We start from the raw sequence: 23,409 nt of genomic DNA on the forward strand, positions 1-23,409 counted from the left end.
ATCCTTTGCATTAGAGAACGGGCACGGGTTGCTCCCGTAACGCCGTTAGCAAGGCCGCGGCACTGGCGCCACGACAATCCACAACTGTTTGGGCCCCGGCAGCACGCGCCATCTCGGCGACCCGTGGGCTTGGAACAAACAACGGCAACTGCGCCAATTCGTCCCAGGCCGCGCCCGCCATTTGATGCAGGTGCGTAAAACCCTGTCCACTGCTGACCACCAGCCCGTTCAAGCGTTCCGCTCGAATACGTCGTACCAGGCTGCCATCGGCATAAGCGGGCAGGCAACGGCGATACAGTTCCAAGTATTCGACACTAGCACCTTGATTGCCCAAGCGCTCAGCCAGCAGCTCGCGTCCGCCTTCGCCACGCACGATCAGGACGCGCGGCTCGGGGCGGGCAATAGCCTCGCGCAACTGGGGAAGCTCAAGCAAGGCTTCGCTGTCATCGCCCTGCTCCGGGTAGAACACATCAAGGCCGTGGTCAGCGAGAATCTGTGCGGTGGCCGCACCTACGCTGAACCAGCGCTGGCGAGGCGGATGTGGCCAGAACTGCTGGAGCAATTCAATTGCCAGGCGTGCGGCCGGCTTGCTGACCACGATCACGGCGCAGTAGCGCTCCAGTTGCAGCAACGTCGCCCGCTGCGCCTCGCCCAGCACCAGGGGCTCGATCTCCAACAGCGGCAGGCTGCTGCTGAAACAGCCCGCATCTGCCAAAGTGGCGGCCAACGCCGCCGACTCCTCTGTCGGCCGGGTCAGCAGCAGACGCCAGCCGGTCACTCTTCGCCAGCCTCGCCATAGACTGCACGCAGAATATCGTCGGCGCCCTGGGCCAGCAGGTCTTCCGCCACCTGTACTCCCAACTCGGATGCCGCAGCACGCGGGCCACGGGCTTGCGCGCTGAGCAGCAGGCCGCCACTCGGCTCGCCGACCAGGCCACGCAGCCAGATCTGTTCGCCTTCAAGCACGGCGTAGCATGCGATCGGCACCTGGCAGCCGCCATTCAAGTGTTTGTTGAGGGCACGCTCGGCGGTCACGCGGGTGGCGGTGTCGGCGTGGTGCAGCGGTGCGAGCAGCTTGTGGATCTCGCTGTCGGCGGTGCGGCATTCGATGCCGACCGCGCCCTGGCCGCCGGCCGGCAGGCTGTCATCGACACTGATCGAGGAGCTGATGCGATCTTCAAAACCCAGGCGGATCAGGCCGGCGGCAGCCAGGATGATCGCGTCGTACTCGCCGGCATCCAGCTTGGCCAGCCGGGTGTTGACGTTGCCACGCAGAAAGCGGATCTGCAGGTCAGGGCGGCGGGTCAGCAACTGCGCCTGACGACGCAGGCTGGAGGTGCCGACGATACTGCCCTCGGGCAATTGCTCAAGGCTGGCGTAGGTATTGGAAACAAAGGCGTCGCGCGGGTCTTCGCGTTCGCAGATGCAGAACAGGCCCAGGCCTTCGGGGAAGTCCATGGGCACGTCTTTCATCGAGTGCACGGCGATGTCGGCCTGGTTCTCCAGCAGCGCGGTTTCCAGTTCCTTGACGAACAGGCCCTTGCCACCGATTTTCGACAGTGGCGAATCAAGCAGCTTGTCGCCGCGACTGACCATGGGCACCAGCGTCACCACGAGACCCGGATGGGCCTCTTCGAGACGGGCTTTGACGTATTCGGCCTGCCACAAGGCCAGGGCACTTTTGCGGGTAGCGATGCGGATCTCGCGAGAGGACATGGATCAATCCGTACTGAATAGATACGGCAGATAATAACAGCTCAGCCAAATCCGCTTTGACTTGTATCAGAAACAGCGCCGCCTGCCCGGCCTCAGGGCCCAGCTCGGCGACGTCGCATGGCCGTCCTAAAGCTGCTGCATCATTTTGCGCACGCCCGCGACATGCCGTCGGCTGACGATCAGGGCGTCGCCATTGAGGCCTTTGAGAAACAACTGGAAGTGCCCCAGGGGTGTTCGCTGCAAACGCTCGATGCGCTCGCGGGCCACCAGGGCATTGCGGTGGATGCGCACAAAACGATCGCCGAATTCGTCTTCAAGCGCTTTGAGCGGCTCGTCCAGCAGCACTTCTCCGCCCTCGTGGCGCAAGGTCACATATTTGTGATCGGCGATAAAATAGATCACCTGGGCCAGGGGGATCAGCTCAATCCCCTTGCGGGTACGGGCGCTGATATGACTGCGCGGCCCATTGCCGCTTTCGGCGGCAGGACGAGTCAAGGCTGCCAGCTGCACGCGATTGGGTCGTTCGGCATGCTTGAGGGCTTCGAGCAAGGATTCGGGGCGCACCGGCTTGACCAGATGGCCCACGGCGCTGGCGTCGAATGCTTCGAGCGCGAACTCATCCTGGGCCGCGCAAAACACCACGGCGGGTGGAGTTTCCCGCTCGCATAACCTGGCGGCGACCTGCAAACCGTCCAGGCCGGGCATGCGGATATCAAGCAAGACGATATCCGGCTTCAGGCTGTCGATCAGGGTCAACGCCTCATCGCCATTGGTGGCGCTGGGCTCCAGGACACTGTATCCCTCGAGTTCACTGACCATACGGCTCAGACGCTCGCGGGCTTGGGGTTCGTCATCAACGATCAGGACATTCATATAGCGCTGGATTCCTGCGTGAGTCTCGCACAAGGATAGCGTAGACAGGTGAAGTGACGTCCGTCACGGCGATCCACGCTAAGACTAGTGCGAAGGCCAAAAAGTGCCGCAAGCCGGTTACCAATATTCGCCCGGGCCTGCCCGATACCGCTCCACAACCTTGGAAGCACGACGCCGTCGCAGGGTCTGCTGATACCCGACATACCTGCCCCCTCTTCTACCGTCGCCCCAGGTTATGCCCGTGCACCCTCGCTGTACTGGGGGCTCCATGGCCGGGAGCGATCGCCACATTCGATTGCCAGGCCCGGCGCGAGACCACAAGGGTCTGCGCCAGTGCGCTGGTACTACAGTCCAACTGTAGACGGTTGCCAAGACGATATTGCTCAATCGAAAAATATCGTTTCAACATAATCGCTACCACGCCCAGCCATTGCCGCTTGCTGCACCCTGCGCGATGCAGGGCACGACCCTAGTCTCTGCGCGCCCGAGGCCGGCGACAAGCCGTCAACCTGGCCCCAGGACAAATAAAAATCCTGCCGACCGGCGCCAACGACAGTCCGGGCAACCCTGTTATTATCCGCGACAACTTTTCACGCCATTTCCATTCAGCAGATCACGAGCGATTTCATGAGCACTGACAAGACCAATCAGTCCTGGGGCGGCCGCTTCAGTGAACCCGTCGACGCCTTCGTCGCCCGCTTCACCGCCTCTGTCACTTTCGACCAGCGCCTGTATCGCCACGACATCATGGGCTCGATCGCCCACGCCACGATGCTGGCCAAGGTCGGCGTGCTGACCGATGCCGAGCGCGACACCATCATCGAAGGCTTGAACACCATCCAGGGCGAAATCGAGGCGGGCAGTTTCGACTGGCGCATCGACCTGGAAGACGTGCACATGAACATCGAGGCGCGCCTGACCGACCGCATCGGCATCACCGGCAAGAAGCTGCACACCGGGCGTAGCCGTAACGACCAGGTCGCCACCGATATCCGCCTGTGGCTGCGCGACGAAATCGACCTGATCCTGGCTGAGATCACCCGTCTGCAAAAAGGTCTGCTGGAACAGGCCGAGCGCGAAGCCGGCAGCATCATGCCCGGCTTCACTCACCTGCAAACCGCGCAGCCGGTGACCTTCGGGCACCACATGCTGGCCTGGTTCGAAATGCTCAGCCGCGACTACGAGCGCCTGGTCGACTGCCGCAAGCGCACCAACCGCATGCCCCTGGGCAGCGCCGCACTGGCCGGCACCACCTACCCCATCGACCGTGAATACACCGCACAACTGCTGGGTTTCGACGCCGTCGGCGGCAACTCCCTGGACAACGTTTCCGATCGCGACTTCGCCATCGAATTCTGCGCCGCCGCGAGCATCGCGATGATGCACTTGTCGCGGTTCTCCGAAGAGTTGGTGCTGTGGACCAGCGCGCAGTTCCAGTTCATCGACCTTCCGGACCGCTTCTGCACCGGCAGCTCGATCATGCCGCAAAAGAAAAACCCCGACGTGCCGGAGCTGGTTCGCGGCAAGAGCGGCCGGGTATTCGGCGCCCTGATGGGCCTGCTGACCCTGATGAAAGGCCAGCCCCTGGCCTACAACAAGGACAACCAGGAAGACAAGGAGCCGCTGTTCGACGCCGCCGATACCCTGCGCGATTCGCTGCGGGCCTTCGCCGACATGATCCCGGCCATCAAGCCCAAGCACGCCATCATGCGCGAAGCAGCGCTGCGCGGCTTCTCCACCGCCACCGACCTCGCCGACTACCTGGTGCGTCGCGGCCTGCCATTCCGTGATTGCCACGAAATCGTCGGCCACGCCGTGAAGTACGGTGTGGAAAGCGGCAAGGACCTGGCGGAAATGAGCCTGGAAGAGCTGCGCAAATTCAGCGATCAGATCGAGCAGGACGTGTTCGCCGTGCTGACCCTGGAAGGCTCGGTGAATGCCCGTGACCACATCGGCGGCACCGCGCCGGCCCAGGTCAAGGCTGCCGTGGTTCGCGGCCAGGCGCTCCTGGCCAGCCGCTAAATCGCTCGCCGACCAGCCCGTTCCAGCCATTGGCGCTGGAGCGGGCCGGCTGGCGCGCCCCTGAGGTTCTATTTCTTGCTGGCGACCATCGCCAGGAACTGCGGCATCGCCGCATCCTTGTCAGCCGCCACGCGCCGGGCATGGGGCCGTTGCTCCAGTTGTTCGAGCAGCGCCTTGGCTACCGGCATCTGCGCCAGATAATCCACGCCGAACAGCTTCTGGCCCACCGCGCAGGCCAGGCTCACGCTGTACATGAAATACAGATCCGCCACGCTCAGACTGTCGCCCGCCACATAGGGCGCGAACTTGGCGTGTCGGCCCAGGGCGGCGAACCCCTGTAGCAGGTCGGCATGGGATTTTTCCTTGATCACAGCTGGCAACGGCATGCCGAAGAACGCCTCGGGGTAGCAGGCGCGGGCCGGCAACTCGATGTACAGCTCGATCTCCTTGGCCAGGGCCAGCACCTGCGCTCGCAGGTAAGGATCCGTGGGCAGCAGTTTCGGGCCAGCCTGGGTCTGCTCGATGTATTCGAGGATCACGCTGGTTTCGTTGATAAAGCCCTGCTCCACGTGCAGCACCGGCACCTTGCCCCGTGGGCTGATGGCCAGCGCCTCCGGGCTTTGGCCGGCGTAGAACGGGACTTCCTCGAAGGGCAGCCCCTTCTCCAGCAACGCCAGTTTCACCATGTTGTAGTAGTTGCTGACACTGAATCCATAGAGCTTGAGCATCACATAGCCTCCGGGCCGTGCAGGGGGTTGGCAGCGCCTCTTTATAGATCCTGGGGTCCACTCTCGCCAGCAGCATCAGCGCTCTGAATGCAGGTAAACTGGCGACCTTTCCTTGAGGAGCCTGCCATGAGCGAGCCGACCGACATCGACCACGACGAAGAAGAATTCACCGAAAACACCTTGATCGAAGCGATCGAAAACCAGATCGAAAGCGACAACCCGCCAGCGGCCAAGGCCACGTTCAACAAGCTGACCCTGGTCGGCTACGAACGCGAGGAAATCCTCAGCCTGATGGCCCACGTGCTGGCCGTGGAGATCGACGCCATCCTCGAAGAAGACCGAGCGTTCGACACCCAATGGTATGAAACAGCCCTGCGCGCCCTGCCCGAGCTGCCGCCAGAGAAGAAGTAAACCCGGACTGCACCCAGAAAGCCGGACCTGCCTGCATCCAAGCAACCGGCGCTCCCCCTGCTCGCCCCCCCTGTCGCCGGTGGCGTGCCGGCATTTGCCCGGCGCGACCGACGCCACCACTGCACCGACAAGCCGCCTGCGGCCATACACCGCTGCCCCGCACTGAAAAAGCCCACCGCGAATACTGGACAGGCCGCACAACTGCGTTCACCTTAGGAACGCTGTCGTCTAATTCCTAGAAAGTCTGGAGTCCTTATGTCGTATACCCCTGAGCTGGTTGCCGAACTGGAAATCCTTGCACTCTTCAACCTGGACAGTTCCCAGGAAGGCCTGAAAATTCATCAGACCGCTGCCCCGAAAGCTATCGCTGCCGCACAACGCCTATTCGACAAAGACCTGATTACCCAGCCCGATGGCGGCTACCTGACCAGCCTGGGTCGGGATGCTGCCGAGCACGCCCAAGGCCTGCTGACCATTCTGGCGGTCAACGAAACCGCTTAAACGCTCGCGTCCGGCCCCCGGGATCCCCGTCTGTCGGATTCCGCGGGCGCACCCCTTCCGGGCGGTGGAAATCTGACGTCAAAAATCAAAATTCGACTTAAGGCCTGCCCCGTCTGGCTGTAAACTGCCGAGCGACCGATACCTCCCACGTTCGAGCTGCGCGAGCCGTTAGCAATGACCCGCACCCATGAAATCCGCCCCGATCTGGACGAGGGAATCGACCGCAAGGTTCTCAGCCAACTGCGTGCGCGTTTTCTCAAGCTCAATGAAGGCCGCATGGCCCGGGCCATGGAAGGGTTGTCGCCACGCCAGCAGGGCGTGCTCAACCTGCTGCCGCTGTTCTTCCACGTCAATCATCCGCTGCTGCCAGGTTATGTTTCCGGCAGCACCCCGGCCGGGCTGTCCAATTACGAACCCGACGCCCAGGCCCTGGCCGAAGCCCAGCGCCTGACCCGCTCGTTTTCCTACAAGGCACGCCACGGCAATCCACCGCGACCGATCCATGGTCTGTTCCTGATGGGCAGCCTGGGCACCCTGGCCCAGGCCGACCAGAGCGACATGGATGTCTGGGTCTGCCACGCACCGGATCTGAGCGACAGCGAGCTCGCCGAGCTACGCAAGAAATGCCAGCTGCTGGAAGCCTGGGCCGACAGCCAGGGCGCCGAGGCGCACTTCTTCCTGATCGATCCGAGCCGCTTCGTGCGCGGCGAGCGCGATACCCAGCTGAGTTCCGACGACTGCGGCACCACCCAGCACTACTTGCTGCTCGACGAGTTCTATCGCACCGCGATCTGGCTGGCCGGGCGCACCCCGTTGTGGTGGCTGGTGCCGGTGTATGAGGAAACCCGCTACGCCCAGTACACCCAAACCTTGCTGTCCAAGCGCTTTGTGCCGGCTGAGGAGAACCTCGACCTCGGCCACCTGGCGCGCATCCCCCCTGGGGAATTCATTGGCGCCGGGCTGTGGCAGTTGTTCAAGGGCATCGAGTCACCGTACAAGTCGGTCCTCAAGCTGCTGCTGACCGAGGTCTATGCCAGCGAGCACCCCAAGGTCGAGTGCCTGAGCCTGCGTTTCAAGCAGGCGGTGTTCGCCAACCGCCTGGACCTGGACGAGCTGGACCCCTACATCGTGGTCTACCGGCGTATCGAGGAATACCTCAAGGCCCGCGCCGAACCCGAACGCCTGGAGCTGGTGCGACGCAGCCTGTACCTCAAGGTCAATCGCAAGCTCAGCAGCGGCAGCGGCGCACGCAACCCAAGCTGGCAACGCTTGCTGCTCGAACGCCTGGCCAATGAATGGGGCTGGGACCAGCGCCAGTTGGCCATGCTCGACAGCCGCAGCCAGTGGAAGGTGCGCCAGGTCAGCGCCGAGCGCCGGGCGCTGGTCAACGAACTGAACTACAGCTACCGCTTCCTGACCCAGTTCGCCCGCACCGAGCAGACCGTCAGCCTGATCAACAAGCGCGACCTCAATGTGCTCGGGCGCAGGCTGTACGCGGCCTTCGAGCGCAAGGCCGGGAAGATCGAATTCATCAACCCGGGGATCGCCCCGGACCTGGCCGAAGACACCCTGACCCTGGTCCAGTCGCCGAACCGCAAGGAACCCGGGCAATCCCATTGGGGTTTGTACAACGGCAGCCTGAGCGCCCTGGAATGGGAAAATTTCGCGCCGATCAAGCGCAGCCGCGAGCTGCTGGAGCTGCTGACCTGGTGCCATCGCAACGGCGTGATCGACAGCACTACACGCCTGGCCCTGCACCCCGGCACCAGCGACCTCAGCGAATTCGAGCTGTTCAACCTGCTGGGCAGCCTGCAACAGACCATCGCCCTGCCCCTGACCACGGTCAGCGAAGAACAGTTGCTGCATGCCAGCGTGCCCAGCGAGGTGCTGGTGCTGGTGAATATCGGCGTCGACCCGCTCAAGCATCACCGCGACTTGAATATCCTGATGACCACCGAGCGTACCGACTCCCTGAGTTATGCCGGGGTCCGGGAAAACCTGGTGCTGACCCTCGACCAGGTCACGCTCAATAGCTGGAACGAGGTGATGGTCAGCCGCTACGACGGCGCCCACGCCCTGCTCGACTGCCTGCGCGACTACCTCAACAACCTGCCGCGCGGCACCCAGCCACGGCTGCGGGTGCGTTGCTTCTGCCACAACCGCGCCCAGTTCATTGCCCAGCGCGTCGAAGAAATCTTCGACATGGCGCAGAACCTGTTGCTCAGCCAGCTCAACCATCGCTACCTGATCCAGGTGCAGCAGCATTACCACGTGCTGGAGCTGGTGCCGGGGCAGGTCAACCATGTGGCCCTGGCAAGCCTGCCGGCGCTGTTGGCCTACCTCGGCGAAGAACAGCTGAGTTACAGCCCGCTGCACCTGGACCCTATGGCCCTGGAGGATCAGGACCTGGCGCTGGTCCTGCCCATGGGCCAGCCCGAGTGCATCCAGGTGTTCTACCGGATCATCGACAGCGAAGCCGAACTCTACGTGCTCGATGAATTCAATGCCCTCTGGCAGCAGCGCCTGCCTTACCACGACGAGCAAAGCCTGCTGGTGCCGTTGCAACGCTTTCTGCAGTCAATTCTGTATCGCCGGGACGCGCTGTTGCCGATGGATGCCAGCCAGCCGGTAGCGCCACTGGAAGCCTTGTACTACCAGATCCTGCCGTCGGGCAGCGGCCGGGCGCGCCGCGTGGAACCGCGCCCGGCGCCGCTGACCCCGGTGGACAAGCCGTTTTATGACGTGCAGGCAATCATCGGCAAGGCTGCACCGGGCCAGGTGCAGGTCACCCTGTATTGCAATCAGCGGGAGTTCTCCGAACTGGAGCATGGCGACCAGCTGTTCAGCGTGGTCGCCCGGGAAATCGTCGAGCAGCGGCACGAGACGCAGCGTTATCGCTGCTACATCACCGATCTGGATCTGTCGGGCCTGCTGGGCGATGCACAAAGCCCGAGCAATCTGTACCTGCGCTACAAGTCTGACCTGGAGCGCGCACTGAACGACGCGCTCGAGCAGGTCTAGGGGGCTTCAGAGATGGAAGTCGCCGGCCGCTTCAGGCTGGTATTCCACTTCCAGCAGTGCCAGCTTCAGAGTCTTGCCGCCCGGCGCCGGCCAGTCGATGTGCTGACCCACCTGCAAACCCAGCAGCGCACTGCCGACCGGGGCCAGGATTGAAATCTTGCCTTCGTCGGCATTGGCGTCCTGCGGGTACACCAGGGTCAGGTGGTAATCCTTGCCACTGCCTTCTTCACGGCAATGCACACGCGAGTTCATAGTCACGACACCCGCTGGGACTTCATCGTGACCAACCAGTGTTTCGGCGCGATCCAGCTCGGTTTGCAGCGCGATAACGCCAGGCAGCGAGTCGTCCAGGCTGTCGATCAGGCGCTCCAGACGTTGCACGTCAAGGCGGGTGAGGATGATGGTAGGTGCGGTGCTCATGATCCAGGCAGACTCCTTTTTTCTGCACAAAAAAGCAAAACCCCGCCAAATAAGACGGGGTTCTCACAGACCTCGATGTGGCGAGGCGTAACCGGACACTACCACAGCACAATAAATAAACAAGCCGCCGGCCACAGACCCTAGCCGAGGTCGGCTGCCGCATTTCGGCGTGTCAGCGCCTGGGCGCAGATATCGCGCCGCCGCTGGTCATCGGCCGAGCGCCATTCGCGGATGTCTTCGACATGGCGAAAGCAGCCGCGGCATACTTTCTCTTCGTCCAGGCGGCACAGGCTGATGCACGGCGAGGCCACCGCCGGGCTGATATTGCTGTACAGCGGCTTGGGGGCACGCACCGGCGCGGTCTGGGTCACGGTCTCAGAGCCCTTCGAACTCAAGCTTGATATCTGCCTGCTCTTCGACGATCCGCTCGAGCATTTCGCCCAGTTGCTCTTCGCTCTTGTCGCACATCCAGCGCTCGCTTTCTTCGTCGTAGTCGAAGTGGAAACCACCGGAGCGCGCCGCCAGCCACAGCTGACGCAAAGGCTCCTGGCGACTGAAGATCACCTGGCTGCCGTTTTCGAACTTGACGGTGAGGACACCGGCCGAGCTCTCCAGATCGATGTCCAGGTCACTCTCGTCGAAAATATCCTCCAGCATCTGCTGGGTCGTATCGACCAGATCGTGGAAACGGGCTTCAGTCAAACTCATTGTGGCAACCTCAAAAAGTGTCTACTCACGCTCAAGCGCCGCAAGATACGGAGGCATCCAGGCGAATGCAAAGGATACCGATCAAGGGCACAAAGGCCATGCAAATTATTTCCGTGCCCGCCCGCCGACACCCGGGCGCCGCGGGCAAAGGCCCGCCGGACGGGAGCCGCGCCGCATAGGCAAGCTGCAAGGTGGCCGGTATACTCGGGCGCAATTAACGCATTCTCAAGGATTTCGCCATGAAGCGCCTGATCTCTTCCCTTGCTGCGCTCGTCGCGGTTGCCTGCCTCGTTACTGCCTGTGGTCAAAAAGGTCCGCTGTATCTCCCCGATGACAGCAAGTCCCCTGAAGAACAAGCGAAGTCGCAATCGCAGTCGCACAAGCACGACTCCTACTAAGGGCAAAACATGGACGCTTTTAACTACCGCGACGGTGAGCTGTTCGCGGAAGGTGTAGCGTTGTCCGCCATTGCCCAACGCTTTGGCACGCCAACCTATGTCTATTCCCGAGCGCATATCGAAGCCCAATACCTCGCGTACGCCGATGCCCTCGCGGGCACGCCGCACCTGGTGTGCTTTGCGGTAAAAGCCAACTCCAACCTTGGTGTTCTGAACGTCCTGGCTCGCCTGGGCGCCGGTTTCGACATTGTTTCCCGTGGCGAGCTGGAGCGGGTTCTGGCCGCCGGCGGCAGCGCCGACAAAATCGTCTTCTCCGGTGTCGGCAAAAGCCGCGAAGACATGCGCCGCGCCCTGGAAGTCGGGGTGCACTGCTTCAACGTCGAATCCACCGACGAGCTGGAGCGCCTGCAGGTCGTGGCCGCCGAGCTGGGTGTGCGGGCCCCGGTATCGTTGCGGGTCAACCCGGATGTGGATGCCGGCACCCACCCGTACATCTCCACCGGTCTCAAGGAAAACAAGTTCGGCATCGCCATCGCCGACGCCGAAGACGTGTATGTCCGCGCCGCACAACTGCCGAACCTGGAAGTGGTGGGTGTCGACTGCCATATCGGTTCGCAACTGACGACCCTGGCGCCCTTCATCGACGCCCTCGACCGCCTGTTGGACCTGGTGGATCGCCTCGGCGATTGCGGGATCTACCTGCGCCACATCGATCTCGGTGGCGGCCTGGGCGTGCGTTATCGCGATGAAGAACCTCCGCTGGCGGCCGACTACGTCAAGGCCGTGCGCGAGCGCCTCGACGGCCGCGACCTGGCCCTGGTGTTCGAACCCGGACGCTTCATTGTCGCCAACGCCGGGGTCCTGCTAACCCAGGTCGAGTACCTCAAGCACACCGAACACAAAGACTTCGCCATCGTCGATGCCGCCATGAACGACCTGATCCGCCCGGCGCTGTACCAGGCCTGGATGGACGTCACGGCCGTGCGCCCTCGGGATGCCGAGCCACGGACCTACGACATCGTCGGCCCGATCTGCGAGACCGGGGACTTCCTGGCCAAGGAACGTCAGTTGGCGCTGGAGGAAGGCGACCTGCTGGCCGTGCATTCCGCCGGTGCCTACGGTTTCGTCATGAGCTCCAACTACAACACCCGCGGCCGCGCCGCCGAAGTGTTGGTCGATGGTGACCAGGCTGTTGAAGTGCGTCGCCGCGAGACGGTAGCCGAGTTGTTTGCTGGCGAAAGCCTGCTGCCGGAGTAAGCCATGCTGCTGCGTTTTACCAAGATGCACGGCCTGGGCAATGACTTCATGGTTCTCGACCTGGTCAGCCAGCACGCGCACATTCTGCCCAAACACGCCAAGCAATGGGGCGACCGCCACACCGGTGTCGGTTTTGACCAGTTGCTGATTGTCGAAGCACCGAGCAACCCGGATGTGGACTTCCGCTACCGGATCTTCAACTCCGACGGCTCCGAAGTGGAGCAGTGCGGCAACGGTGCCCGCTGCTTCGCGCGTTTTGTCCTGGACAAGCGCCTGACCACCAAGCGCCAGATCCGGGTCGAGACCAAGAGCGGCATCATCGAGCTGGATATACGCAACGACGGGCAGATCAGCGTCAACATGGGCGCCCCGCGCCTGGTTCCGGCCGAGATCCCGTTTGACGCGCCGGCCCAGGCCTTGAGCTACCCGCTTGATGTCGACGGCCAACAGATCGAGCTGGCCGCCGTGTCCATGGGCAACCCCCACGCGGTGCTGCGAGTCGACGATATCAACAACGCGCCGGTGCACGAGCTGGGCCCGAAAATCGAACATCACCCGCGCTTTCCGGCGCGGGTCAATGTCGGTTTTCTCCAGGTCATCGACCGCCAGCGCGCGCAGCTGCGGGTCTGGGAACGTGGGGCCGGGGAAACCCAGGCTTGCGGTACCGGAGCTTGCGCAGCCGCAGTGGCCGCGATCAGCCAGGGGTGGATGGATTCGCCGCTATTGATCGACCTGCCAGGCGGGCGCCTGTCCATCGAATGGGCAGGCCCAGGCCAACCGGTGATGATGACCGGCCCGGCAGTACGCGTATACGAAGGACAAGTGCGTCTATGAGTGAGCGAACCCCATGACCGACCAGCCTCAGGTTCCAGCCGAAAAGCCCGACGAATCCCCTTCCGAAAGCCTGGAGGCAGCGGCCATTGCCGCCTACCTTGAGGCTCATCCGGATTTCTTCGTCGAACACGAAGAACTGCTCCCGGCCCTGCGTATTCCCCACCAGCGTGGCGACACCATCTCGCTGGTGGAGCGGCAGATGAAGATCCTGCGCGAACGCAACATCGAGATGCGTCACCGCCTCTCGCAATTGATGGATGTGGCGCGCGACAACGACCGGCTGTTCGAAAAGACCCGCCGCCTGATTCTGGCGCTGATGGATGCCACCAGCCTCGAAGACCTGGTGATGAGTGTCGAAGACAGCCTGCGCCAGGATTTTCAGGTGCCCTTTGTCAGCCTGATCCTGTTTGGTGACAACGCCATGCCGGTGGGTCGCTGGGTCAGTGCCGGCGAGGCCCAGACCGCCATTGGCGGCCTGCTCACCGAGGGCAAGAGCGTCAGCGGCAGCCTGCGCGAGCATGAGCTGGACTTCCTGTTCGGCGAAGAACAGCGCAAGCAGATCGGCTCCACCGCCGTGGTCGCCATTGCCCATCAGGGCGTGCACGGCGTACTGGCCATCGCCAGCCGTGACCCGCAGCACTACAAGAGCTCGGTGGGCACGCTGTTTCTGAGTTATATCGCCGAAGTCCTGGGTCGACTCCTGCCGCGCTTCACCCACTCGCTGCGCTCGGTACGCTGAGCATGGAACGGCAGTTGGACGCCTACTGCGAGCACCTGCGCAGTGAGCGCCAGGTGTCGCCCCATACCCTGGAAGCCTACCGCCGCGACCTGAACAAAGTGCTGGCCCTGTGTGCCAAGCAGCAGGTCGCCAGTTGGGCGACTCTCGACATCCAGGCCCTGCGCAGCATGGTCGCCCGCCTGCATCAGCAGGGACAATCATCCCGCAGCCTGGCGCGCCTGCTGTCGGCGGTGCGCGGCCTCTACCACTATCTGAACCGTGAAGGCCTGTGCAACCACGACCCGGCCAATGGCCTGGCGCCGCCCAAGGGTGAACGCCGCCTGCCCAAGACCCTGGACACCGACCGCGCCCTGCAACTGCTGGACGGCGCCGTGGAGGACGATTTCCTGGCCCATCGCGACCAGGCGATCCTGGAGCTGTTCTACTCCTCGGGCCTGCGCCTGTCGGAGCTGACCGGGCTCAACCTGGACCAACTGGACCTGGCGGACGGCCTGGTCCAGGTGCATGGCAAGGGCAGCAAGACCCGGGTCCTGCCGGTGGGCAAGAAGGCCCGCGAGGCGCTGCAGTTGTGGTTGCCCCTGCGGGCCCTGAGCAATCCGGCGGACGATGCCGTATTCGTCAGCCAGAAGGGCCGGCGTCTTGGCCCGCGGGCGATCCAGCTACGGGTGAAGGCTGCGGGCGAGCGCGAACTGGGGCAGAACCTGCACCCGCACATGCTGCGACACTCGTTCGCCAGCCATATGCTGGAGTCTTCCCAGGACCTGCGCGCGGTGCAGGAGCTGCTGGGCCACTCGGACATCAAGACCACGCAGATCTACACCCACCTGGATTTCCAGCACCTGGCGTCGGTCTACGACAGCGCCCATCCTCGGGCCAAACGCACCAAAGGCGGTGAGCAATGACCATCAAGCTGATCACCTTCGACCTCGACGACACCCTGTGGGATACCGCGCCGGTGATCGTCAGCGCCGAAGCCACCCTGCGCCAGTGGCTGACCGAACACGCGCCCAACCTGGGCGGTGTGCCGGTGGAGCATCTGTGGGCCATTCGCGAACGGGTGCTGGGCCAGGATCCGAGCCTCAAGCACCGCATCAGCGCCCTGCGCCGCCGCGTGCTGTTTCATGCCCTGGAAGAAGCCGGGTACGACCAGGTCCAGGCCAATCAACTGGCCGATCAGAGCTTTGAGGTATTCCTGCACGCCCGGCACCAGTTGCAGATCTTTCCCGAAGTCGTGCCGACCCTGGAAGCCCTGGCCAACCATTTCGCCCTGGGCGTGGTCACCAACGGCAATGCCGACGTGCGCCGCCTGGGCCTGGCGGACTACTTCACGTTCGCCTTGTGCGCTGAAGACATCGGCATCGCCAAGCCCGATGCGCGCCTGTTCCACGAGGCCCTGCAGCGGGGCGGGGCGACAGCAGACAGCGCCGTACATATCGGCGACCACCCCGGCGACGACATCGCCGGCGCCCAACAGGCAGGCTTGCGGGCCATCTGGTTCAATCCCGGCGGCAAAACCTGGGAGGCCGAGCGCGCACCCGACGCCGAGATCCGCAGCCTGACCGAGCTCCCCGCCCTCCTCGGCCGCTGGAGATAGGGCTAAGCCGCAAGCTCCAAGCTCCAAGCTGACGGCTTACAGCTTGCGGCGGCCTCTCGCTGCGTCTCTCCACTTTTTTGCGCGCCAAAAAAAACCCGCAGCGACGGCGGGCTTTTTCGGGGCAGGCGCCTTAGATAGGGCGGCTACCGTACTTGTTGTCAGGCTTCTTGGGCGGGTCAGCGACCACATTGGCCTCGACTTCCTGCACTTTACCGCCACGGGCCAGGAACTCTTCCATGGCACGCGCCAGTGCATCACGCTCTTTGTTCTTGGCCTCGACGCTCGGCAGCTCGTCTACCGATACGGCAGCCTTGGCCTTGCCTTTGGCGGTCGGCGCGGGAGCATCGCCACCATCGTCTTCGACCACGTCATCGGCGGCCGCTTCAAGACCTTCTTCGGTTTCGTCTTCGTCGCCTACTTCGAGGTCGTCGTTTTCCAGATCATCGTCGCTCATGTTCTACCTCATGACTTGCGAAAAGCAGATTAGTTATAGCCCAGCTGAGCCGACTGTCGAAGGTCGCTGGAAAAAAATCAACATCCGCTGGTAACCAGCGGCTTATGCCTTATCACCGTGCAAGGTGGCAAGGACTTTACGGGCACCGCCATGATCTCGATGCTCGCCCAGATAAACACCTTGCCAGCTGCCTAGCGCCAAGCGCCCTGCCGATACCGGCAAGCTCAGTTGGCAGCCCAGCAGGCTGGCCTTGAAGTGCGCCGGGAGGTCGTCCGCGCCTTCGTCGTTATGTTCATACCCGGCCATACCTTGCGGCACCAGCCCGTTGAAAAAACGCTCGAAGTCACGTCGAACCGCCGGATCGGCGTTCTCGTTGATGGTCAACGAGGCCGAGGTATGCTGCAGCCACAGATGCAACAGACCGACCCGACAGGCCTTCAACTCAGGCAAGCCGGCGAGCAATTCGTCCGTTACCAGGTGAAAGCCTCGGGGCCTTGCCCGCAGGGTAATCAGAGTCTGTTGCCACATACAGTTCTCCGCACATTCGGCGCGCATTCTAGCGCGCTCTGGGAAAAAACAAAGCGCCTAATACTCGCCCTGCGCTGTAAGCAATTGGCCAGGGAAAAATAGCGACGGCAAACCCCTGGACTCGCCGGGGAAAAAACCTTTCAGCCTTGCGTTAGTGACAAACGCCGGGCAAAAAAATGCCCGGCAAGCCGGGCATTTTTTTTCGCGAACCTACAAGTTGTAGCCGCGCTCGTTGTGTTGCGCCAGGTCGAGGCCGACCGCTTCTTCTTCCTCGGTCACGCGCAGGCCCATGACGGCATCCAGCACCTTGAGAATGATGAAGGTGACGATCGCGGTGTAGATCACCGTGAAGCCCACGCCTTTGCACTGGATCCAGACCTGTGCGGCGATGTCGGTCACGGTGCCGAAGCCACCCAGCGACGGAGCAGCGAACACACCCGTAAGGATCGCGCCGAGGATACCGCCGATACCGTGCACGCCGAAGGCGTCCAGGGAGTCGTCGTAGCCCAGTTTTCGTTTCAGGCTGGTGGCGCAGAAGAAGCACACGACGCCAGCGGCCAGGCCGATCACCAGGGCGCCCATCGGGCCCACGGTGCCAGCGGCTGGAGTGATGGCCACCAGGCCGGCAACCACACCCGAAGCGATACCCAGGGCGCTTGGCTTACCGTGGGTCAGCCACTCGGCGAACATCCAGCCCAGGGCCGCGGCAGCGGTTGCGATCTGAGTCACGAGCATCGCCATGCCGGCGGTGCCGTTGGCGGCGGCAGCGGAGCCGGCGTTGAAGCCGAACCAGCCGACCCACAGCATGGCCGCGCCCATCAGGGTGTAACCCAGGTTGTGCGGAGCCATCGGCGTGGTCGGGAAGCCTTTGCGCTTGCCCAGTACCAGGCAGGCGATCAGGCCGGCCACACCGGCGTTGATGTGCACCACGGTGCCGCCAGCGAAGTCGAGTACGCCCCAGTCCCACATCAGGCCGCCGTTACCGGACCAGACCATGTGCGCGATCGGTGCATAAACCAGGGTGAACCAGACGCCCATGAAGATCAGCATCGCGGAGAACTTCATGCGCTCGGCGAAAGCACCGACGATCAGCGCCGGAGTGATGATCGCGAAGGTCATCTGGAAGGTGATGAACACCGCCTCGGGAAACAGCGCCGCAGGCCCGGTGATGCTGGACGGAGTGACACCGGCGAGGAACGCCTTGCCCATGCCGCCGAAGAACGAGTTGAAGTTGACGACGCCTTGTTCCATGCCCGTGGTATCGAAGGCAATGCTGTAGCCGTAGATGACCCACAGGATGCTGATCAGGCCGGTAATGGCAAAGCACTGCATCAGCACCGACAGAATGTTTTTCGAACGCACCATGCCGCCGTAGAACAGCGCGAGGCCGGGAATGGTCATGAACAGCACCAGGGCCGTCGAGGTGAGCATCCAGGCGGTGTCGCCGGAGTTGAGGACTGGAGCCGCCACTTCGTCTGCCGCCATGGCCAGGCTGGGCATTACGAGGGACAACAGGGCTCCTAGCCCTGCGAATTTACGCAGAGTCATATTGTTTTCTCCTGGGGCGTTGGGGTTTGGCGGCTTAGATTGCGTCGGTATCGGTTTCGCCGGTACGGATGCGAATAGCCTGTTCCAGATTGACCACGAAGATCTTGCCGTCACCGATCTTGCCGGTGTTGGCCGCCTTGGTTATCGCCTCGATAACCCGGTCAAGATCCTTGTCGTCAATGGCGACATCAATCTTCACCTTGGGCAGGAAATCGACCACGTATTCCGCGCCGCGATACAGCTCGGTGTGGCCCTTCTGCCGACCGAAGCCTTTGACCTCAGTAACGGTAATGCCCTGCACGCCGATCTCGGACAGCGACTCGCGCACGTCGTCCAACTTGAACGGCTTGATGATGGCAGTGACTAGCTTCATGAAAACTCTCTCCCGAATTGGTGGACTTGCCCCAGGAAAACAAACCCGACTCAAGTCTAAGCGCAGTGCCTGGCTTTGTAACGCATCGTCGGCCTTCCGCTGCCAGACCGACACCAGCTAACCGCTCCTGACGAAACACTTCCCGCTACGTCTGCCGCACTGCATTCGTCACAGCGACTGCATCAGTGCATGGGTCATCAGCTCCTAAGCAGAAACCTTGCCAGCTCCTGAAAATCCCCTGATTTCAACCTCTTGCCGACGATCGCCAGTATCAGCTCGCCATCACCGCCGCAGATACGCACAAAAACGGTGCGTCGCCGCGCAGCGCCATGCGCGAAAAACGTGCGTCCCTGCCCTCGTCCGTGCCTGCGAATGCTGCGTGATACACTGCGCGCCATCAGTTTTCAGGACCTTCCCATGCTCGCGCCCAAAGACCTTCTCGACGCCCTGAGCGGCCACGCCTCCCGCCTGTTCAGCGGCGACACCCCGCTGCCTCGCAATGAAATCGAAAGCCAGTTCAAGGCCCTGCTGCAAAGCGGCTTCAGCAAACTGGACCTGGTCAGCCGCGAAGAATTCGACAGCCAGATGGTGGTGCTGGCCCGCACCCGCGCCCGCCTGGAAAGCCTTGAAGCCAAGGTCAGCGAACTCGAAGCCCGGCTCAACCCGCCAACCGAATGACCGGCTGCGCGGGAATCTAGGGCCCGGCCAGGCCCAGGTCAGGGGCGACCACTCACCGGGATGACACATCCTGTGAGCATTGCCCGGCTGCCGCCGGCGCCACGCCAACTATCCTTGTAACGCCCGCCGCAGGACGCGGCATGGGCCTCACCAAGGAAGGGCTCATGTCTCTGGCGATCATCCACAGCCGCGCTCAAGTCGGCGTACAGGCACCGGCGGTCAGCGTCGAAGTGCACCTGGCCAACGGCCTGCCCGCGCTGACCCTGGTGGGGCTACCGGAAGCCGCGGTCAAGGAAAGCAAAGACCGGGTGCGCAGCGCGATCATCAACTCGGGTTTCAACTTTCCGGCACGGCGCATCACCCTCAACCTGGCACCGGCCGACCTGCCCAAGGACGGCGGACGCTTCGATCTGGCGATTGCCCTGGGCATTCTCGCTGCCAGCGTGCAGGTGCCCAGCCTGGCGCTGGATGAAGTCGAATGCCTGGGTGAGCTGGCGTTATCCGGCGCCGTGCGCGCGGTGCGCGGCGTGCTTCCGGCGGCCCTGGCCGCGCGCAGCGCCGGACGCACGCTGGTGGTACCGCGGGCGAATGCCGAAGAAGCCTGCCTGGCATCGGGCCTGAAAGTGATCGCGGTCGACCATCTGCTGGAGGCGGTGGCACATTTCAATGGCCATGCGCCGATCGAGCCGTTTGTTTCCAATGGTTTGCTGCAAGCGGACCGCCCTTACCCCGACCTGAATGAAGTCCAGGGCCAGCTGGCGGCCAAAAGGGCGCTGCTGGTGGCGGCGGCAGGTGCCCATAACCTGCTGTTCAGCGGCCCGCCAGGCACCGGCAAGACCCTGCTTGCCAGCCGCTTGCCCGGCCTGCTGCCGCCATTGCAGGAACAGGAGGCACTGGAAGTGGCGGCGATTCAGTCGGTCGCCAGCCATATCCCCTTGTGCCACTGGCCACAACGACCGTTTCGCCAGCCCCACCACTCCGCATCCGGGCCGGCACTGGTGGGTGGCGGCTCGAAACCGCAACCCGGAGAAATCACCCTGGCCCATCACGGGGTGCTGTTTCTCGATGAGCTGCCGGAATTCGACCGCAAGGTGTTGGAGGTGCTGCGAGAACCGCTGGAATCGGGCGAAATCGTGATCGCCCGCGCCCGGGATCGGGTGCATTTTCCGGCGCGCTTCCAGCTGGTGGCGGCGATGAACCCCTGCCCCTGCGGCTACCTGGGCGAACCCAGCGGCCGCTGTCGCTGTACCCCGGAGCAGATCCAGCGCTATCGCAACAAGCTCTCGGGCCCGCTGCTCGACCGAATCGACCTGCACCTGACCGTCGCCCGGGAAACCACCGCCTTGAACCCCACCCCGCAGCCCGGGGCAGACACGGCCCACGCCGCCGCCCTGGTGGCACAGGCCCGGGAATGCCAGCAGCAACGCCAGGGTTGCGCCAACGCCTTTCTCGATTTGCCAGGGCTACGCGCGCATTGCAGGTTATCCACAGCCGACGAGCATTGGCTGGAGAACGCCTGCGAACGTTTGACCCTGTCGCTGCGCGCCGCGCATCGCCTGCTCAAGGTCGCCCGGACCCTGGCCGACCTCGAGCAACGCGAACAGATCAGTCGCGAGCACCTGGCGGAAGCACTGCAATACCGCCCCAGCGCCAGCAGTGTCTGATCACTCCTTGGACAGGTCGACCAGAGGCGTTGGCCGCACTTCAGTCTGGCGTCCGTCCTGGATCTGGGTGATCCGGGCCAGGGACTTATCCACAGCCGGCTTGTCCGCCAGCAGGCTGTAGCGAATCTGGAACTGCCGCTGCTCCTTGGCGCCGATGGTCGGCACCAGGTTCAGCGGGCGCTGGTAGCGACGGTTGTAGGAGAAGCTGGTGCCCGGCTCCAGGCCGGTGACATAACCCTGGCCCTGGGTGTCGGTATTTTTCCACAACGAGAACACTGGCAACTGTTGCGTGTTGAAGCCCAGGGAGACGCCAAGGTTGCCGGCCTTGTTGTGCAGCACGGCCAGGGTCTCGCCCTTGGCATCGGCATAAGGCACCACGTTGTAGACGGTTTCGTCGTAGTCGCGGGTTGGGCCGCGATAAGTCTGCCACTGCCCCAGGTCCGCCTTGGCCTTGTCGTTGAACGGCGAGACCTGCTTCACCGGAGCGGCAAAACGTGCGCCCTCTTCAAGGAACGGTGTGCTGAAGTTGCTGTGGTACAGCGCCTGGTATTCCTTCGGGTAATCGCCGTTGTTGGTCAGGGTGTCGTTGAGGGCAAAGCTCACGCTGCCGGGTTCGGTCAGCAGTTCGGTGACCACCGTGAAGTCGACCTTCTTGAACGCCTGCTCCTTGAGCTCGCCGCGCAGACTGATGGCATAGGGCAGCTTTTCGTCGATGTGCAGGGTGACTCTGTTCGCCGGAATATTCGCCGCCCGGCCATGCAGGGTCAGCAGCTCGCCGTTATCCATCCCCGGATGGCCGACCCATTCGTAGCCGCAGCGGGTGACCAGCTCGTTGAAGCCTTCGAGCCAACCCAGGCCACCGCGGCCGTTGAGCTCGATAAAGGCCGGATTGACCACTTCCTTGACCGGTGAATCCCACCCCAGGCGCACCGAGCCTACGGAAGCCTGAAGGACGTTCATGCCACGGGTGGGGACGACCGAGAGTTTCATCGCGCCGTTATCGATGTCGACAATGCTCACCCCTTCCTGGCGCCCGCCGTGCAGGGTGCGCAGGGTGACAGAGAAGGGTTTGTCGATTTTGAGCCCCAGCTGTTGGCTGGTGATGTGCAGGTTTTGCGCGGCCTTGTCGGTGTCGAGCAGTACATAGTCCCAGGCCATGGCGTGGGAGGCGGCCGTCAACGCGCCGAGGGTGACAAACAGTTTAAGCGGAGTCATGGAAGTTGCCTTTCTTGGAGTTGTGCAATTTTTATAGCGCTGAAGAAACGTTTCAGCAAGCATAAAAAACGGCATCAGGCAGACAAGATCAGGCGAACCCCAGCATCAGTCGACTAGTCGGATCTTCAGCAGCAGCCGCGCCACCTCCATGACTTCGTCCAAAGCCGCTGCCGCCGCCGCATGCGAGGGCTGCAACAACAGGTCATCGGCATAGCCCATGGTCTGGGCGAACAATTGGCGCGCTGCGCGTTCGGCGTTCTGGCAGCAAAACACTTGATCGGCGACTCCCTGCTCGATGATGTGCGCCAGCATCGCCTGCCATTCGCCGTTGATCTTCAGGTACGCCTCAGCCATGGGCGCGTCGTGCATGGCCTCGTCCCAGGCGTCCAGCCAGAGCGCCCAGCCGGCGTCCGCCGAGTCGGGCAGGCAGTCGCGCAGGAAGCCTTGCAGCGCTTCCAGCGGCGCGGCACCAGCCAGGGATTGCCGCGCAGTTTCAAGCTGCTCGTCGGCAAAGCGCACGAAGGCCTCACGGCGCAGTTCATTCCAGTCGCTGAAGTAGTGGTAGACGTGGCTGCGGGACAAACCGGCGTGTTCCGCCAGGTCTCGGGTGGACACATCGGCGAAACCCTTGCTGCGAAACAGCTCCAGGGCGGCGGCGATGATCTGGTCTTTACGGTCGATACGCGACATGGGGCTTGCCTCCGGACGCCGCTGGATGGACGGCGCTTGCTTTTTGAGCGATCGCTCAAAGATAATTGAGCAGTCGCTCAATATTAGCGTTTATCTTCCCTTCGGTGCACCCATGTCAGCCGTTACGTCGCAAATTCTTGTGGATGAAAGCAAAAAGATCGGTCAGCAATCCGCTGGCCAAACCCTCAAGGCCATCGCCCGGGCGTACCCCGGCAAACTGTTTTTCACCCTGAGCCTGGTGGCCCTGGAAAACGCCCTGCTCCTGGCCTACCCGTTGTTCGCCGGCTTTGCGGTGGACTCGATCATTCGCGGCGACACCGGCAGCGCCCTGGTGTACGCGGTGGTGGTGCTGGCGTTCTGGATGGTCGGGGCCGCGCGACGCGCCGTGGACACCCGGACCTTCACCCGCATCTACACCGACCTCGCGGTGCCGGTGATCCTCAACCAGCGCCTGCTGAATCAGGACACGTCCACCGCCGCGGCACGGGTGGTACTGGCGCGGGAGTTCGTCGACTTCTTCGAGAAACACATTCCGACCATCGCCACCGCCCTGGTCTCGATTGTCGGCGCAGCGGCGATGCTGGCGCTGATCGAGCCGTGGATCGGCCTGGCGTGCCTGCTGGCGCTGATCCTGTGCTGCGCCTTGTTGCCGCGTTTTGCCCGGCGCAACCAGGCACTGCATGAGCGGCTCAATGACCGGCTGGAAAAAGAGATCGGCATGGTCGCCCGGGTCGGCGCGGCGTCGTTGCAGCGCCATTACCGGGTGTTGTCGCGCCTGCGTATCCGGCTCTCGGATCGCGAAGCGGTGGCCTACCTGTTTATCGGCACGGTGGCGGCGGCGCTGTTTGTGGTCGCCATCAGCCAGTTGGCCCTGTCGCCAGCGGTCAAGGCCGGCCATGTGTATGCGGTGATGACCTACCTGTGGACCTTTGTCAGCAGCCTTGACGAGGCGCCGACCATGGTCGACCAACTGGCCCGCCTGCGCGATATCGGCAAGCGGGTAGACCCCGGCCTGTAGCCGCCGAGCGCCGTTCAGC

Annotated in this window: 26 protein-coding genes and 1 pseudogene; 13 read left to right on the forward strand and 14 right to left on the reverse strand. The window is 63.0% G+C overall.

Annotated features, from left to right (window positions below):
- Positions 1-10: 10 nt before the first annotated feature.
- The 4 genes and pseudogenes from JFU57_RS06345 to JFU57_RS33570 all read right to left on the reverse strand — a co-directional run.
- Complete coding sequence (locus JFU57_RS06345) at positions 11-778, reverse strand: uroporphyrinogen-III synthase (RefSeq protein WP_201128533.1); 768 nt, start codon at positions 776-778, stop codon at positions 11-13.
- The gene (gene hemC / locus JFU57_RS06350; protein WP_201128540.1) at positions 775-1,716 is read right to left on the reverse strand and encodes a hydroxymethylbilane synthase; all 942 of its coding nucleotides are present in this window, start codon (positions 1,714-1,716) and stop codon (positions 775-777) included. The genes JFU57_RS06345 and hemC overlap by 4 nt, the downstream gene beginning before the upstream one ends.
- Before the next feature lie 126 nt (positions 1,717-1,842).
- On the reverse strand, positions 1,843-2,589 hold the full coding sequence (locus JFU57_RS06355; RefSeq protein ID WP_078470496.1) for a LytR/AlgR family response regulator transcription factor: 747 nt from the start codon (positions 2,587-2,589) through the stop codon (positions 1,843-1,845).
- Positions 2,586-2,738 (reverse strand): annotated as a pseudogene (locus tag JFU57_RS33570) (sensor histidine kinase); the annotation flags it as partial. The pseudogene JFU57_RS33570 and the gene JFU57_RS06355, both read right to left, overlap by 4 nt.
- 478 nt (positions 2,739-3,216) lie before the next feature.
- On the opposite strand from JFU57_RS33570, the gene argH reads away from it, so the two are divergent.
- Positions 3,217-4,611 carry an argininosuccinate lyase gene (gene argH, locus JFU57_RS06360; protein ID WP_020295971.1) on the forward strand — a complete coding sequence of 465 codons (1,395 nt, stop codon included), beginning with the start codon at positions 3,217-3,219 and terminating at the stop codon, positions 4,609-4,611.
- Positions 4,612-4,679: 68 nt separating this feature from the next.
- Here the strand turns inward: argH and JFU57_RS06365 are convergent, their stop codons facing one another.
- Positions 4,680-5,339 carry a glutathione S-transferase family protein gene (locus JFU57_RS06365; RefSeq protein ID WP_201128543.1) on the reverse strand — a complete coding sequence of 220 codons (660 nt, stop codon included), beginning with the start codon at positions 5,337-5,339 and terminating at the stop codon, positions 4,680-4,682.
- Between the two features lie 126 nt (positions 5,340-5,465).
- Between JFU57_RS06365 and JFU57_RS06370 the strand changes: the two genes are divergently transcribed.
- The 3 genes from JFU57_RS06370 to JFU57_RS06380 all read left to right on the forward strand — a co-directional run bounded on the left by JFU57_RS06370 (position 5,466) and on the right by JFU57_RS06380 (position 9,272).
- Positions 5,466-5,750 (forward strand): hypothetical protein, encoded by a 285-nt coding sequence (locus JFU57_RS06370; RefSeq protein ID WP_020295973.1) that lies wholly within the window; start codon positions 5,466-5,468, stop codon positions 5,748-5,750.
- 255 nt (positions 5,751-6,005) lie between these two features.
- Positions 6,006-6,251 carry a TIGR02647 family protein gene (locus tag JFU57_RS06375; RefSeq protein WP_020295974.1) on the forward strand — a complete coding sequence of 82 codons (246 nt, stop codon included), beginning with the start codon at positions 6,006-6,008 and terminating at the stop codon, positions 6,249-6,251.
- 174 nt (positions 6,252-6,425) lie between these two features.
- On the forward strand, positions 6,426-9,272 hold the full coding sequence (locus JFU57_RS06380; protein WP_201128545.1) for a class I adenylate cyclase: 2,847 nt from the start codon (positions 6,426-6,428) through the stop codon (positions 9,270-9,272).
- Positions 9,273-9,278: 6 nt separating this feature from the next.
- Here the strand turns inward: JFU57_RS06380 and rnk are convergent, their stop codons facing one another.
- The 3 genes from rnk to cyaY form a co-directional block, all read right to left on the reverse strand.
- Positions 9,279-9,692 (reverse strand): nucleoside diphosphate kinase regulator, encoded by a 414-nt coding sequence (gene rnk / locus JFU57_RS06385; protein WP_020295976.1) that lies wholly within the window; start codon positions 9,690-9,692, stop codon positions 9,279-9,281.
- Positions 9,693-9,832: 140 nt separating this feature from the next.
- A complete protein-coding gene (locus tag JFU57_RS06390) occupies positions 9,833-10,063 on the reverse strand; it encodes a DUF1289 domain-containing protein (protein ID WP_078470493.1) in 231 nt (76 codons plus the stop codon).
- Positions 10,064-10,067: 4 nt separating this feature from the next.
- A complete protein-coding gene (gene cyaY / locus JFU57_RS06395; protein WP_020295978.1) occupies positions 10,068-10,400 on the reverse strand; it encodes an iron donor protein CyaY in 333 nt (110 codons plus the stop codon).
- 239 nt (positions 10,401-10,639) lie between these two features.
- Here cyaY and lptM point away from each other — a divergent pair, with 239 nt between their 5' ends.
- The 6 genes from lptM to JFU57_RS06425 are packed head-to-tail and all read left to right on the forward strand — an operon-like array spanning position 10,640 to position 15,222.
- Positions 10,640-10,798, forward strand: coding sequence for an LPS translocon maturation chaperone LptM (gene lptM / locus JFU57_RS06400; protein ID WP_020295979.1), 159 nt, complete (start codon positions 10,640-10,642; stop codon positions 10,796-10,798).
- Between the two features lie 9 nt (positions 10,799-10,807).
- Positions 10,808-12,055 (forward strand): diaminopimelate decarboxylase, encoded by a 1,248-nt coding sequence (gene lysA / locus JFU57_RS06405; RefSeq protein ID WP_078470492.1) that lies wholly within the window; start codon positions 10,808-10,810, stop codon positions 12,053-12,055.
- 3 nt (positions 12,056-12,058) lie between these two features.
- Positions 12,059-12,889 carry a diaminopimelate epimerase gene (dapF, locus tag JFU57_RS06410; RefSeq protein ID WP_078470491.1) on the forward strand — a complete coding sequence of 277 codons (831 nt, stop codon included), beginning with the start codon at positions 12,059-12,061 and terminating at the stop codon, positions 12,887-12,889.
- Positions 12,890-12,902: 13 nt separating this feature from the next.
- A complete protein-coding gene (locus JFU57_RS06415) occupies positions 12,903-13,628 on the forward strand; it encodes a DUF484 family protein (protein ID WP_020295982.1) in 726 nt (241 codons plus the stop codon).
- 2 nt (positions 13,629-13,630) lie between these two features.
- On the forward strand, positions 13,631-14,530 hold the full coding sequence (xerC, locus tag JFU57_RS06420) for a tyrosine recombinase XerC (RefSeq protein ID WP_201128547.1): 900 nt from the start codon (positions 13,631-13,633) through the stop codon (positions 14,528-14,530).
- Positions 14,527-15,222 (forward strand): HAD family hydrolase, encoded by a 696-nt coding sequence (locus JFU57_RS06425; protein ID WP_201128549.1) that lies wholly within the window; start codon positions 14,527-14,529, stop codon positions 15,220-15,222. The genes xerC and JFU57_RS06425 overlap by 4 nt, the downstream gene beginning before the upstream one ends.
- Before the next feature lie 130 nt (positions 15,223-15,352).
- Here the strand turns inward: JFU57_RS06425 and sutA are convergent, their stop codons facing one another.
- The 4 genes from sutA to glnK form a co-directional block, all read right to left on the reverse strand.
- On the reverse strand, positions 15,353-15,676 hold the full coding sequence (sutA, locus tag JFU57_RS06430) for a transcriptional regulator SutA (RefSeq protein ID WP_020295985.1): 324 nt from the start codon (positions 15,674-15,676) through the stop codon (positions 15,353-15,355).
- A gap of 102 nt (positions 15,677-15,778) precedes the next feature.
- The gene (locus JFU57_RS06435; RefSeq protein ID WP_020295986.1) at positions 15,779-16,204 is read right to left on the reverse strand and encodes a secondary thiamine-phosphate synthase enzyme YjbQ; all 426 of its coding nucleotides are present in this window, start codon (positions 16,202-16,204) and stop codon (positions 15,779-15,781) included.
- A gap of 210 nt (positions 16,205-16,414) precedes the next feature.
- Positions 16,415-17,752 carry an ammonium transporter gene (locus JFU57_RS06440; protein WP_078470487.1) on the reverse strand — a complete coding sequence of 446 codons (1,338 nt, stop codon included), beginning with the start codon at positions 17,750-17,752 and terminating at the stop codon, positions 16,415-16,417.
- A gap of 34 nt (positions 17,753-17,786) precedes the next feature.
- Positions 17,787-18,125: a P-II family nitrogen regulator gene (gene glnK / locus JFU57_RS06445; RefSeq protein ID WP_002555808.1), complete on the reverse strand. Its 339-nt coding sequence runs from the start codon at positions 18,123-18,125 to the stop codon at positions 17,787-17,789.
- A gap of 417 nt (positions 18,126-18,542) precedes the next feature.
- Between glnK and JFU57_RS06450 the strand changes: the two genes are divergently transcribed.
- On the forward strand, positions 18,543-18,803 hold the full coding sequence (locus tag JFU57_RS06450) for an accessory factor UbiK family protein (RefSeq protein WP_078470486.1): 261 nt from the start codon (positions 18,543-18,545) through the stop codon (positions 18,801-18,803).
- A gap of 164 nt (positions 18,804-18,967) precedes the next feature.
- Positions 18,968-20,467, forward strand: a complete 1,500-nt coding sequence (locus JFU57_RS06455; RefSeq protein ID WP_201128556.1) for a YifB family Mg chelatase-like AAA ATPase — start codon at positions 18,968-18,970, stop codon at positions 20,465-20,467.
- Here JFU57_RS06455 and JFU57_RS06460 read toward each other — a convergent pair whose 3' ends face one another.
- Together JFU57_RS06460 and JFU57_RS06465 are read right to left on the reverse strand one after the other, a co-directional pair.
- The gene (locus JFU57_RS06460; protein WP_201128557.1) at positions 20,468-21,682 is read right to left on the reverse strand and encodes an aldose 1-epimerase family protein; all 1,215 of its coding nucleotides are present in this window, start codon (positions 21,680-21,682) and stop codon (positions 20,468-20,470) included. It abuts the gene before it with no gap.
- Positions 21,683-21,787: 105 nt separating this feature from the next.
- A complete protein-coding gene (locus tag JFU57_RS06465) occupies positions 21,788-22,372 on the reverse strand; it encodes a TetR/AcrR family transcriptional regulator (RefSeq protein WP_201128561.1) in 585 nt (194 codons plus the stop codon).
- Positions 22,373-22,484: 112 nt separating this feature from the next.
- Between JFU57_RS06465 and JFU57_RS06470 the strand changes: the two genes are divergently transcribed.
- On the forward strand, positions 22,485-23,390 hold the full coding sequence (locus JFU57_RS06470; protein ID WP_201128562.1) for an ABC transporter six-transmembrane domain-containing protein: 906 nt from the start codon (positions 22,485-22,487) through the stop codon (positions 23,388-23,390).
- Positions 23,391-23,409: the final 19 nt, after the last annotated feature.

Source organism: Pseudomonas sp. TH07 (assembly GCF_016651285.1).
Taxonomy (GTDB): domain Bacteria; phylum Pseudomonadota; class Gammaproteobacteria; order Pseudomonadales; family Pseudomonadaceae; genus Aquipseudomonas.